The organism is Micromonospora sp. NPDC049903 (genome assembly GCF_044460945.1).
Classification (GTDB): Bacteria; Actinomycetota; Actinomycetes; order Mycobacteriales; family Micromonosporaceae; genus Micromonospora.
Genome location: NZ_JBITKL010000017.1, coordinates 98357 through 110356, shown reverse-complemented (window position 1 = coordinate 110356; position 12000 = coordinate 98357). Strand labels below are relative to the sequence as shown.

The following is a 12000-nucleotide window of genomic DNA, read 5'->3' as shown; positions in this document are numbered from 1 at the left end:
CCACCGGGTGACCATAGCGTCAGTGGTCGAGGGGGAAGGCGAGCTGACTGCGCTTCCTGTCGTACTGCGGCGGGTGATATCCGACATGATGATCTGGGATGCGGATATCCAGCGCCCGTACCTGACCAATCGCAGCAGGTTGGTCAAGCATGGCGGTCTCGAAGCGGCGGTGGAAAGCCTTGCCCGCCGAGTGCCGCAGAGCGCTCCAGGCGGCATTCTCATCGTCATAGACGCCGACGACGACTGCCCTGCGACGCTGGACCTGCGCTACTTCAACGGGCGCAGGCCGTACGGCCGGATCGGCGAATCGCCGTGGTTCTCGCAAACAGAGAGTTCGAGGCATGGTTTCTCGCGGCAGCGCCGTCCTTGGCTGGTCGAGCCGGGCTGCCGGAGGGTTTGCCCGTCCCCGAGGACAGCGAGCGACCACGCGACTGCAAGGGCTGGCTCAGCCACCGCCGGACCGACGGCGGAAGCTACCGGCCTCGAATCGACCAGCCTGCGTTGGCGGATGCTTTCGACCTGTCGATGGCGCGTCACAACGCATCCTCCTTCGACAAGTTCTGCCGTGACGTGGCATACCTGGTGACCGGCAAGCGAGAGGAGTAGCTGAACGGTCGGTCCGGCTGCCGCCTACACGCCTGGTCACGCGAACGGGGCTGCGGAAGAGGATTCATGTTGGATAGTGTCTGCCTCGCTACGGCACGTGCAGGACGCCAGCATCCCTCGCCGCGCACCGGAGGACGGCATGGCCAGCATCGAACAAGTCAAAGCCGAACTCGCCCAGGCAGCCGCGCAGAGTAACGCGACGACGGGCCAGATCCGGGCCGCGATCGAGGGCACCGAGCAGGTGCTCTCCCGGCTACGCGCGGTCGCGTCCGGCACCGGGCATCCGGCGATCTCGGAGGCGATCGCCCGCGCCGAGCAGAGCAAGCAGCGGCTGATCGAGGCGGCGACCGTCCTTCAAGGCAGTACGCAGGCGGCCCGGCAATACATCAGCATCCTTGGCTGACCAGTGAATATCGGCGAGGTCAAGGCGGCCCTGACGCAAGCGCACCAATCCCTCGACGAGGGCAGGACCACGGTCGAAGGGGTCGGTACGGACCTGGACGAGGTGTCCGCACTTGTGCTCGCCACCCTGCACGACAGCCAGCGGACCGAAGCAGCGCAGGCCCGCAAGGCCATCGCCGATGCCATCCGCGAGGTGCAGCTGACCTTACGGGTCCTCGCCGCCGGTCAGGACAACGGCCGCGCGTACCGGGATGTGCTGGGATGAGTGGCCTGCTCGCCCAGGTCATCGCCCAACTCAGATTCGCCGTGGACCAACTTGACGGCATCGCGGTACGCGCCACCCGCGCCGCAGCAGACGCCGCCGAGGCAAACGCCCTCTACACCCGGGTCGGCACAGGCACCGACCATCCGAAGCTCCGGGCTGCGGTGATGCAGAGTCGCGTCGGCGTCGACAAAGCTTACCGGCTTGCCCGGCTGAGCAGCGACGCGGCCCGGCACATAGGCGCGTATATGAATACCATCGCTCCGGGATCGGCTTCGCTGCCAGTCGCCGCCTCCGGGCCGCCGTCAGGCGAGGAGATCCTGACGGACAGCGACCGTCGTGCCCTCACCCGCGAACGGATGCGGGGAATGCTCACCCAAGCCGTACGAAAGGCCGACGAACTACAGGAGCGGGCAGCCAACGCGACCGAGGCCACCCAGCAGATCATCAAGGTCTCTCGTGGCCCCCAGGGTCCTACCGGAACACACCACACGGGCACTGGCACCCCCGCCGCCCCGGGCGCCGCACCACGACCGAAGATTGACAGCGCGGAGGCCGCAGGCAACCTTGTGGTGGTTGGCCTGCTTGCAGGAATGGGCGCGCGGTGGTTCGCGATGGCGGCGGGCAGGATGATTGCGAGGTTGAAGCGATGACGGTTCAGGCGCTCAGCGAGCTTGTCCGGGCGTTGGCAAGGGCTGACTGGGATGCTGCCGAGACTCTTGTCGCGGAGATTGGCCGTGGCGGCTGGGTCGGCGGTCTACAGATAATCGGTGCGGCGTTCACCCTCGCCGTCAACCGTTACTTTGGCCCCGGCACCACCCCGACCGACGTAGCCGCCTGGGTGGCCACGACCCGCGCTCGCTACGACGAGGGCGACACCCTGCCAGCCCTTGAGATGGAAGGTCTCATCCGCGCCGCTCTCGGTGAACCGCAACTGGTCGACAGCATCCCAGCCGAGACCATGATCGCCGCCGAGATCTTCGTACTTGGACAACTGCTCCTAGAGATGACGCTGACTCCGGACGAACTCAATGAGTTCGTGGCAGAGGCAGAGGAGGTCGCAGCCGAGTACATGTAGGCGTGCGTCCATGATGACATCGACGTCCGCCAGCTGAGCTAGACCGATGATCATTCGGGAGCCTCCCTCAGGACGGAACTTCGCGGTGGCGCATTCATCTTCGTGGGTGATGACGATTTGGCACCAAATCGGCGGTTTCCCACTGAGTCCCTGCGTCGATCTCATGGACACAGCAGACTTCGCAGTGCGTGGCTCCGGCGTGGCTCCTGTGGCTAGGGATCCTGCTCCGCTGGGTTATTGACGAAGACGCCCAAACCTTGTCGGCCGATGAGCTCGCCAGACTCGATCATGGAATCGACTGCCCTGCGGACGGTCGCAGAGGTTGTCGAGTGCTGGGCCATGAGTTCGCGCGTGGTCGGGATCTTCTCGCCTGGCTTCAACAGGCCTGCCTGGATCCGTGCCCTCAGATCATCGCGGATGGATCTCCAGAGGGGCTGGGCGTAGGGCATTCCTTGATGGGATCACCGGCCTTGAGGAAGAAGACAAGCAACCCTAACTTTGCTAGTAATCCTAGCAAGACTTGCGCTAACGTCAACGCACAGCTGAAGGGAGGGGCCATGGGCCGGCGGTGGAAGTGGTTCTTACGACCCGGCAGGGTGGCGCTCGACATCGTCGGGCAGGAGGCGCCGACGCAGCTTCGTCGGCCTGAGGTGGACTCTGTCGTGTCGGACCTCCGGATGACCTCGCGCTGCGACGGTTTGGAGGTCACCGAGTTACCTGAGGAGCGGTCGACGCGGCCGCGAAACGTGGTCGCGGGTCGCTACGTGCGAAGTCGGCCCGGTACACGCAACCGGGGGCGAGGCATCGCGATGATTGTGGCAGTGCGGCTGCGCGACACGCCGAGGCGCGAACAGCCAGACTGCCACGATCATGTGCGCGCTTCTCGCCCGACTCGCGGCCTGTGCCGGACCGGGTCGAGGTGGTGACGATGATGGTCGTCGGTGCCGTGCTGCTGGGGTTCCTGGCTGGGCTGTTCGCGTTTCGGGTGAAGTCGCGGTGGTGCCCGCGCTGCGGGGAGTCGACCGACGCCATGCCCCCGGCCGGGGGCAGCAGATGACCCATCGACGTGACCACAACTCCGTACCTCTCGGGCGACGGGTGGCCGAACTGCGGGCGCACCGGGGCATGACCCAGCAGGCGTTCGCGGATCGGCTCGGCAAGTCGAAGAGTTGGGTCGACAAGGTCGAACGCGGCGTACGTCAGCTCGACCGGTATTCGGTGATCCAGGAGATCGCCGACGCGCTGCGCCTCGATCCCGAGATGCTCCTCGGTCCCCACCGGCCGCCACCCACGACGCCGAGTCTGGACGGTGTCGACGCGATCCGGGCCGCTCTGGCCCGTTACCAGCACCAGCCGGAGCACACCGTCGCGGAGCACCAGGCCGGTCGACAGGTCGCGCACGCCTGGATGAGCTACCAGCACGGCCGGTACCCGCAACTCGTGGGAACCCTGCCCGGCCTGCTCGACGCCACCCACGACCTCCGGAGCCTGCTGGCGTCCACCTACCGGATCACCGCCGCCGTACTCGTCAAACTCGACCACGCCGACCTGGCCTGGCTCGCCGCCGACCGGGCCGTCGCCACCGCCACCGGTGACCCCACCCTCGCCGCCAGCGCCACCATCGCCGTCGCCCAGGCGCTGCGGGCCCTCGGCCACCACCGAATCGCGCTCACCGCCGCGCTCACGGCAGCGGACACCACGGACGACGACGCCGTACGCGGCACCCTGTTCCTCCAGGCCGGGCTCGCCGCCGCCGGTGACGGCGACCGCCGCAACGCCCACGACCTGCTCGACCACGCCGGCGTTCTCGCCGACGGGCCGATCGACCACACCGACGAACACCACACCGGCTTCGGGGCGGTCGCCGTCCAGGTGGCACGCTGCCTCGCCGCCCACCGCCTCGGCGACACCGTCGAAGCCGTCCAGCGACACGAACACGCCCTCGCCGACGACGGCTGGCCACGACTCCCACCCGAGCATCGCGCCGCCCACCTGGTCGACGCCGCCCGCGCCTACCTCGACGTCGGCGATCCCGGCCGAGCTGGACACGTACTGCTCGACGCCGACAGCATCGCGCCCGCCGAGGTCCGCAGTCGCCCCGCCGCCCGTACCCTCCTCGCCGAGATCATCCAGCGCGGGCCCGCACCGGCCGACGTCGCGCGACTGGCCGCCGTCGTCGGCCTGACCCGACAGCCCTGACCCGCCGACGGTGGGACTGTGTCGGATTTCGGCTGATCAACTCGCTGCCGGCGAATCGTGGCAGGTCATTCGCCCGTGAATCCGGGTGCACATGGCTGTCGATGCCCACTGGATGATCGGTTGATTGACGGTCCCGGCCGTCGGCACAACCCTGGGTGTCCGCAGTGTCCGCCCGAGAGTCGCGGACCAGCCTACGTCCCGGATGGTTGATGCATTTGTTGACGGCAGCCGGAGCGTCGACGCCGGACGGCGATCGCGTCGAGACCTACCGTGCCAACCTCCGGCGCAGGCTACGGCACGACCCGGTCGAATCCTCGATACCGCTCGAGGTGCGCAGCACCACCCTGGCCGGGTCCGACACGTCCGAGTCGCTGCTCGGACTGGTCCGCACCGGCGAGGAACGCCGGATCGTCCTGCTGGGCAATCCGGGTGCGGGAAAGACCACGCTCGCCAAGCAGCTCTGCCTCGACCTCGTCGAATCCTCCCCGGACCGGCTACCGGTCTTCGCCGAGCTCAAGCGCTACCAGGCCACCACCCGTGACATCCGGACCCTGCTGCGCGCGCAGGCGCCGGACCTCTGGCCACGGGACGAGAAGGAGCTTCCCGGCCGGGTGGGTGTCGTGGTGCTCGACGGGTTGAACGAGGTCGCCGAGAGCCAGCTGCACGACGCGTTGGCAGATATCGAGGACTTCATCGACTCGCCGGACGTGGCCGACGTGACCTGCGTACTGACCTGTCGGGCGGTGGACTTTCCCACCAGCTACGGGCCGTCGTTCGCCCGCTACGAGGTGGTGCCGGTCAGTGCGGCGTCGGCGCAGCGCTACCTCGATGAGCGGCTCGGCCCGAAGCGCGCCGAGCAGGTGTGGCGGCAGTTGCCCCACCGGCTGCGGACCCTGTGCCACTCGCCGCTGCTCCTCGGCATGCTGACCACCGTCCTGCTCGACGAGGCGGACACCGACCGGGACCTGCCCCGCAACAGGGGAGCCGTCTACGCCCGGTTCCTCAGCCAGTTGAACCGGCGGACCCGCGAACGCAACCGGGTGGAGACCCCGGAGGACATCCGGGAGGCATGTCTGGCCTTCCTGGCGTACCGGTTGAAGAACGAACGGGTGGACGTCCCCCGGATCGAGCTCGGGGAGTACGTGACCAAGGACTTCTTCGACCCGAGTTGGCACATTCCCATCGGCGCCCTGCAACGGGAGGTGCTGGACCTGCCCCCGATGGGTGCGGTGTCCTCGTCCCAACCGGACGCCGCTTCCCACCGATCGTTCATGCACCAGAGCTTCCAGGAGTACTACACCGCGGTGTACCTGAAGTCGTGGCTCAGCAGACCGCCACAGGAAGGGATCCGCCTGGCCGACCTGCGGACCGAGCTCGGTGCCGGGGCAGTCGCCTGGCGGGAGACGTTCTGCTTTCTCAGCGGGATGCTGGACGACTCGACCGAGCTGGTTCGGGCCTGCCGCAAGGCCGAGAACCATCTGCTCGCCGCCGGCTGCATCGAACACGCCAACACGGTCCTGCCCGCCGAGGTCGACGACTTCATCTGCCAGACATTGGACGCGTTCAAGTACGGCGACGCCTTCAACTACCACCTCATGTTCGCGCTCCAGCGCGTGACGGACCGCAGCAGCAGCGGTCTGCCCCGCCGGGTGGTGGACGACATCGGCTACTGGGCGGAGAAGTACAGCAGGTCCAGGTCGGACCCGCAGACGATTGCCACCAGCGTGACCGATGGGCAGGTGATCGCCATGGTGACCGACGGATCGCCGCACGAGCGGATAGACGCGGTGTGGACGCTGGGGCAGCGTCAGGTCGGCTCCGCCCTGCCGATGCTGGAGGCGCTGGCCGTACGCGAGACCGACGAGGCGGTACGCGAGTACGCCGTCGTCGCGCTCGGCCGGATCGCCGCCGAGCGGTCGTTCCCGATCCTCCGGCAGATCGCCACCTCGAACGACGAGAGCAAGTGGATCCGCTCGTACGCGCTGCACGCCATCGGCTCGTTCCCGACACCGGAGGCGGTCGCGGTCCTGGTCGACTACCTGACCCAACCCGATCGCCAGCCCTTCGCCGACGACGCGGCCTGGCCCCTCAGCGTCCTGGCGCGATCCCACCACGAACTGGTCCGGCCGCAGCTGCCCGTCTTGCTCGAGGTGCTCCACCGGGAAGCCCTGGACCGCTACACCAAGGGCTGCGTCCTCTACGTCTTCGGTTGCGGCGGATTCACCGAAGCCAACGACGCGATCCTCGACTACCTGAAGACCGAGGAGGACCCGTACGTCCTGGAGGATGGCGCGCACGCGCTCGGTGCTCTCGGCCTGCGGACGAGCATCGGGTTGCTGTCCCGGCTGGCCGATCCGGCGGTGTCGGGCGATGCCATGACGAGGCGGGAGGCGCTCCGGTCGCTCGTCGCCCTCGACGGCGTCGAATCACCGGCGGCCCGGGCAGCCCGGCAGGACCCGGCCTCGTTCGTTCGTGACGTCGTCGAGAGACACGACCGGTGAGGAGCTTCGGGATGGCACCACGTGCTACTCCAGCGGGAGGTGAGCCGCCGTGAGCACCGACGGGAGCAGGGTGGATCTCCGCACCACCGCCGAGCTGACCTTCGTCGACACGAGTGCGTGGCGCGCCCTCCTCGACCGCGACGACCTCCATCACGAGCACGCGGTGGCGGTGATCGCCCGCTGTGCCCCGGAGTCGCTGGTCACCACCCGGCAGATCACTGCGGAGATGTCCCGGCTCTGTGCCGAGTACGACGATCCCCTGATCGCCGTCACCTTCACGTGGCGTCTCTGGCGGGGTGACTTCGCGCAGGTGATCGAGCCAGACCCGGTGGTGCAGCAGGCGGCCTGGGAGCGGTTCAAGTACGCCCGTCGGACCGGGGCCAGCTTCGCCGACTGTGTGAGCGTCACATTCATCCGCTGGTACGGCATACGCCGCGTCGTCGCGTACGGGACGGCGCTTCATCGCCTGCTCGACGAGTCGCGCTCCGGACCGGATCGCGACTTGCGTGCGGAGGCATAGGTGCGCGGGGTGTGGGTCGCAGTGGCCGGGGCACTCGCGTGCGCGGCGGTCTTCGCCACGGTCACATTGACCCTCACCGGCCCGATGTCGCTTCCCGACGGCACGCAGGCCCTCGCCGCACCGGCCGATGCCACGGCGTCGGCAAGCGCCGTTCCCCGCACCGAGGTCGGCCCACCGACGCCGTCCGTGCCGGGTGGTGCGCCAGCCTCCGCGCCACCCACCGACGCCGAGGAAGCCGATCCGAACGAGTTTCTCGGCACCGTCGCCTCCGTCGCCGGTACCGTCGCCGCGATCCTCGGCGGCTTCGTGCTCGCCGCCCTGCTGAACCTGAGTTCGGCGCGCAACAGCATGTCCGAACTGCTTCGCGAGCGGAAGCGGTCCACTGCCGCGTTGCGCAATCGGTGGCATGAGCAGAACCGACAGAACGATGCGGCTCTACGTGACCTGCTCCTGTCCTGGCTGCGTCTCTGCTACGAGGACGACGACGAGGCGCCGCCACCAGCCGACGTACGGCACCGGTTGCACGGGCTGCGTGTCGGTCAGCCTGCGGAGTATCTCCACGAGATCGCGCTCACCTTCGTCGAGAACCGGCGCGCAGCCGACGCACTCGTCGCCGACACGATTCCCGACCTCGACCGGAATGCCGACCTGCGATCCTTCGCCCGCTGGGCGGTGCGACATCCGCACGACGACGTCGACGTCGATCTCGTCCGGGACGCCTTCGAGCGGGCCATCGAGTCGATCCGACGGCGCGGCAACCTGACCTCACCGAAGTCGGTCTCGTCGGGGTCGCCGCAGCAACAGGAGGAGGCGAAGCGGCGGGGCGGGGCCCTCGCCGCACTGGAGATCGGCCTGCGCGGCTTCCGGAGCGGACCGATGGCCGCGACGGCTGCGGGCCTCCGCGACGACCTCGACCGGTCCGAGGAGGCCCTGCGGGAACTCCACGACGAGCTGACCGCCTTCCGGCTACCGTCGCATCTCGGCGCAGGCGTAGCGCTGTTCTGCTTCATCGTCGTCATCGGGGTCTGCTATCCGCTGTACCTGATGCCGACCACGCCCGCCGACTTCACACCGACCGCTGAAGTGCTGGTGAAGGCCGGCATCGTGGCGCAGCTGGTGGCGATCACGCTGTACATGTGGGTTCTGATCAGATCTGTTCGAGGCGCCGCGCCGGAGCCCGATGCGTCTGCCGGGCAGCGGGCCACGGATACCCTGACGTCACCCCCGGCAGACGAGATTCCCCGAGTCGGCGAGACGACCGGCTGACACCTACAGTTGAGCGGGATCACATGCGCATTCTGGTCATGGGCGGGACGAAATTCATCGGCCGCCATTTCGTGATCGCGGCCGAACGTCGCGGTCACTCGGTGACGCTGTTCCACCGAGGTCGGCACTCGACCACCCTCTTTCCGGACGCGGAGCAGGTCATCGGAGACCGGGACCGGGACCTGGGGCTGCTCGCCGATGGCACCTGGGACACGACCGTCGACTTCAGCGCGTACGTGCCACGGCAGGTACGCCAGATCGGGGCAGCCCTGGGTGAACGGTCCGGCCGGTACGTGCTGCTCTCCTCCACGGCGGTCTACGCCCCGCCGCAGCGGTACGGTTTCCGCGAGGACGCGCCGCTCGTCGCCCTCTCCGACCCCACCACCGAGGACATGACCGACGAGACGTACGGCGGGTTGAAGGCCCTGTGCGAACGGGCGGCCTCCGAGACGTTCTCCGATCCGCTGATCGTCCGTCCCACGTACGTGGTCGGTCCGCTGGACTACACCGGCCGCTTCACCTGGTGGGTGCAGCGGATCGCCCGAGGCGGAGAGGTGCTCGCGCCCGGCCCGCAGGACGCGCTGTTCCAGCTCATCGACGTCCGCGACCTGACCGAGTGGTTGGTGCGGATGCTGGAAGCGGGCAGTGGCGGCACCTACCACCTGGCACATCCTTTCCCTCCGGTCTCCTTCGGCACCATGTTGGCGGACATCGTCGGTGTCGTCGGCCGCAACGACACGACGCTCACCTGGGTGGACCGGGAGTTCCTGCTCGCCGCCGGCGTCGACGGCACGTCGTTACCGCTGTGGCCCGGAGCCGGCCCGGACGGTGTGCTGGAGGCAGCGGACCCGGCGCGGGCGATCGGCGTCGGTCTCGTCACGCGTTCCCTTCCCGAGACGATCCGCGACCTGTACCAGCACGAGTGCGCCTCGCCAACGCCCGTGCCGGAGCCGGTCGGTATGACACCGGAGGCCGAGACCGAGCTACTGCAGCGGTGGAGGGCCCGCCCTCATCGCTGAAGGTCGGCCAGCGCGGCGCGCAAGCGGGCCGCCGCCACGTCGATAACCACCGGATCGCGGGCCAGCGCCACTCGCAGGTAGCGGTGGTCCCGCACCGCGCCGGGTACGGCAGCGTGGACGAAACTGCCGAAGTCCACCACCCCGATGCCGTGCGCGGTGAGCAGGAACCGGGACAGCTCCGTCTCGGTCATCACCAGCCGGTCGTCGAGCCGGAGCAGCATGAGGCTGCCTGCGGTCGGCGGCACAGGGCGCAACCCGGTGTCGACCAGCGCGGCCGCCAACTCCCTGGCGTTGCGGTGCACGGTCCGGTTCAGGTCCGCCAGGTACTGCCATACGCGGGGGTCGGCCAGGATGTTGGCGAACTGGGCGAGCAGACGGCGGGACACGCCGAACTGGAGGGTGTTCAGCCTGGACATCACCCGGTGCGACAACGACGCGCTACAGAAGATGAAGCCGAGCTTGTCCTCGTGCAGGCCGAAGGTCTTGCCGGTGTCCCAGACGCAGATCCAGTCGAGCTCCGGCGGGGCCAGGTTCGGCAGCAACGGCACCGGCTCGCCCCCGGCACCGGGGAAGAGGCAGAACGTCTGGTCCGCGATCAGCACCGACCGGCGGGCCAGACAGGCGTCGACGAGAGTGTCCACCGTCGCGGACGAGAAGACCTGGCCCGTCGGGTTCTGCGGCGAGGTGATCAGGACGGCTCGGATGTCCTCGCGCATGGCCGCACGGAACTCGTCGAGGTCCAGTTCGTCGACGAACGGCTGGCTGGCGACGTAGCGCACGCGCGCCGCGCCGTCCTCCACGGTCATCTTCGTGGCGATGTCGATGGACGGGTTCGTCGTCAACAGCGTGCCGCCCTCGATCAACGCCGCCCGGATGGCACGGTCCAGGGCCGCGCTGCCGGAGAAGGTGACGAAGCCGTGGATCCCGGCGTCGTCGCGTATCCCGAGGAAACCACGAACCACGGCGACCAGTTCGCGTTCCCAGGACATCCGGTCCGGCCGGTGCGGACTGAGACTGTCCACGGCGAGCGTCCGGCGAATCGTCGCCTCGTCGGTGAGCACGTCCACCAGCCAGGTGGGCAGCGACAGCTGCGGATAACCCGGTCCGAGGTCGACCGCCGCAGTCATGGCGACAATCCGCTCCTGCTCCGTCAGCCCCGCACCGAGGAGCAGGTCGAGGCCCACCTCACGAGCCGCCGTCACACCAGCAGGCCCGCCAGTGCGAGATCTTCGAGGCCGAGGCCGATGGAGCGGAAGTAGCGGGTCCGCCCCGTCCCCGACACGGCAGGTGCGGACAGCAGCTCGGGCAGATCGGCGATGATGCTCGCCGCCTCCCAGCCGACCTGCTCCCGGGCGAGCACCATGTCTGCGGCCCACTCCGGCGTGGTCACCCGGTAGTCGCAGTAGACGTCCAGATCGGGCAGACAGCGCGGAGGGATCTCGTGCGCCGAGGGACCGTCCGTGCCGACCGCGGTAATCAGGGCGGTCGGCGCGACCAGGTCCGGATCCAGGACCGGAGTCGACGACGAGGTGCAGAGCATCACCACGTCGGCGTCCCGGACCGCGTCCTCGACGGAGGTCGCGAAGCCGACGGCCGGGTCGATCGCCGCGAGCGCCTCCCGCCGGACCGCCGCAGCCGCGTCGATCGTCCCGGCTCCGCTGATCGACGGTGAATAGAAGCGGATCGACTCCCACTGCCCGACCTGCAGGATGAACCGGGCGTGCGACTCGGCGATCGGGCCGGTGCCGACGATCGCCACACGACCGCTGCGAGGGCGGACGAGGGCGCGTACCGCGAGGGCCGTGGTGGCACCGGTGCGCACGGCCACGAGCCGTCGGGAGTCGCAGAGCAGCAGGGGGCGACCGGTCTCGGCCGAGAGCACCAGTGTGTACGCGGTCACCGGGTCCTCCCCCGCCTCGGCGAGCTGTGCCAGGTAGGGGGAAACGGTGACACCGAGGTGTCGGGCACGCAGGACTGCGGCGGGGTAGTAGATGATGTCGCCCCGTTCGCCCGGCAGCACCGCCACCGACTGCCCCGGTTGCACGGTGTCGCCCGCCGCGAGACCGACGAACGCGGCCTCGATGGCCGTCAGCACGTCGACCTCGTCGAGCGCTGCGCGTACTGCGTCGTCGTCGAGGAACTTCACG

Annotated in this window: 13 protein-coding genes; 10 read left to right on the top strand and 3 right to left on the bottom strand. The window is 68.8% G+C overall.

Annotated elements, in window-relative coordinates:
- The first annotated feature begins 22 nt into the window (after nucleotides 1–22).
- The 5 genes from ACIBO1_RS23290 (at nucleotide 23) to ACIBO1_RS23270 (ending at nucleotide 2348) form a co-directional block, all read left to right on the top strand.
- Nucleotides 23–586: a hypothetical protein gene (locus ACIBO1_RS23290; protein ID WP_396749929.1), complete on the top strand. Its 564-nt coding sequence runs from the start codon at nucleotides 23–25 to the stop codon at nucleotides 584–586.
- Between the two features lie 159 nt (nucleotides 587–745).
- Nucleotides 746–1009 carry a hypothetical protein gene (locus tag ACIBO1_RS23285; RefSeq protein ID WP_396749927.1) on the top strand — a complete coding sequence of 88 codons (264 nt, stop codon included), beginning with the start codon at nucleotides 746–748 and terminating at the stop codon, nucleotides 1007–1009.
- 3 nt (nucleotides 1010–1012) lie between these two features.
- Entirely contained in the window at nucleotides 1013–1273 is a 261-nt protein-coding gene (locus tag ACIBO1_RS23280; RefSeq protein WP_396749926.1) for a hypothetical protein, read from the top strand.
- Nucleotides 1270–1923 (top strand): hypothetical protein, encoded by a 654-nt coding sequence (locus ACIBO1_RS23275; RefSeq protein ID WP_396749924.1) that lies wholly within the window; start codon nucleotides 1270–1272, stop codon nucleotides 1921–1923. Before ACIBO1_RS23280 ends, ACIBO1_RS23275 begins: the two co-directional genes overlap by 4 nt.
- Nucleotides 1920–2348 (top strand): hypothetical protein, encoded by a 429-nt coding sequence (locus ACIBO1_RS23270; RefSeq protein WP_396749922.1) that lies wholly within the window; start codon nucleotides 1920–1922, stop codon nucleotides 2346–2348. The genes ACIBO1_RS23275 and ACIBO1_RS23270 overlap by 4 nt, the downstream gene beginning before the upstream one ends.
- A gap of 212 nt (nucleotides 2349–2560) precedes the next feature.
- On the opposite strand, the gene ACIBO1_RS23265 is transcribed toward ACIBO1_RS23270, so the two are convergent.
- Nucleotides 2561–2797 carry a GntR family transcriptional regulator gene (locus ACIBO1_RS23265; protein ID WP_131050851.1) on the bottom strand — a complete coding sequence of 79 codons (237 nt, stop codon included), beginning with the start codon at nucleotides 2795–2797 and terminating at the stop codon, nucleotides 2561–2563.
- Nucleotides 2798–3401: 604 nt separating this feature from the next.
- Here ACIBO1_RS23265 and ACIBO1_RS23260 point away from each other — a divergent pair.
- From ACIBO1_RS23260 to ACIBO1_RS23240, 5 genes are all read left to right on the top strand, one after another.
- Nucleotides 3402–4547, top strand: coding sequence for a helix-turn-helix domain-containing protein (locus tag ACIBO1_RS23260; RefSeq protein WP_396749919.1), 1146 nt, complete (start codon nucleotides 3402–3404; stop codon nucleotides 4545–4547).
- Nucleotides 4548–4876: 329 nt separating this feature from the next.
- A complete protein-coding gene (locus ACIBO1_RS23255) occupies nucleotides 4877–7048 on the top strand; it encodes an NACHT domain-containing protein (RefSeq protein ID WP_396749917.1) in 2172 nt (723 codons plus the stop codon).
- A gap of 49 nt (nucleotides 7049–7097) precedes the next feature.
- Nucleotides 7098–7568 carry a PIN domain-containing protein gene (locus ACIBO1_RS23250; RefSeq protein ID WP_396749915.1) on the top strand — a complete coding sequence of 157 codons (471 nt, stop codon included), beginning with the start codon at nucleotides 7098–7100 and terminating at the stop codon, nucleotides 7566–7568.
- A 9-nt stretch (nucleotides 7569–7577) separates the two neighbouring features.
- Nucleotides 7578–8834: a hypothetical protein gene (locus ACIBO1_RS23245; protein ID WP_396749913.1), complete on the top strand. Its 1257-nt coding sequence runs from the start codon at nucleotides 7578–7580 to the stop codon at nucleotides 8832–8834.
- 23 nt (nucleotides 8835–8857) lie between these two features.
- Nucleotides 8858–9853 (top strand): NAD-dependent epimerase/dehydratase family protein, encoded by a 996-nt coding sequence (locus tag ACIBO1_RS23240; RefSeq protein WP_396749911.1) that lies wholly within the window; start codon nucleotides 8858–8860, stop codon nucleotides 9851–9853.
- Here ACIBO1_RS23240 and ACIBO1_RS23235 read toward each other — a convergent pair.
- Both ACIBO1_RS23235 and ACIBO1_RS23230 read right to left on the bottom strand, forming a co-directional pair.
- Entirely contained in the window at nucleotides 9844–11055 is a 1212-nt protein-coding gene (locus tag ACIBO1_RS23235) for a pyridoxal phosphate-dependent aminotransferase (protein WP_396749909.1), read from the bottom strand. The genes ACIBO1_RS23240 and ACIBO1_RS23235 overlap by 10 nt on opposite strands.
- Nucleotides 11052–11999, bottom strand: coding sequence for an ornithine cyclodeaminase family protein (locus ACIBO1_RS23230; RefSeq protein ID WP_396749907.1), 948 nt, complete (start codon nucleotides 11997–11999; stop codon nucleotides 11052–11054). Before ACIBO1_RS23230 ends, ACIBO1_RS23235 begins: the two co-directional genes overlap by 4 nt.
- Nucleotide 12000 lies beyond the last annotated feature (1 nt).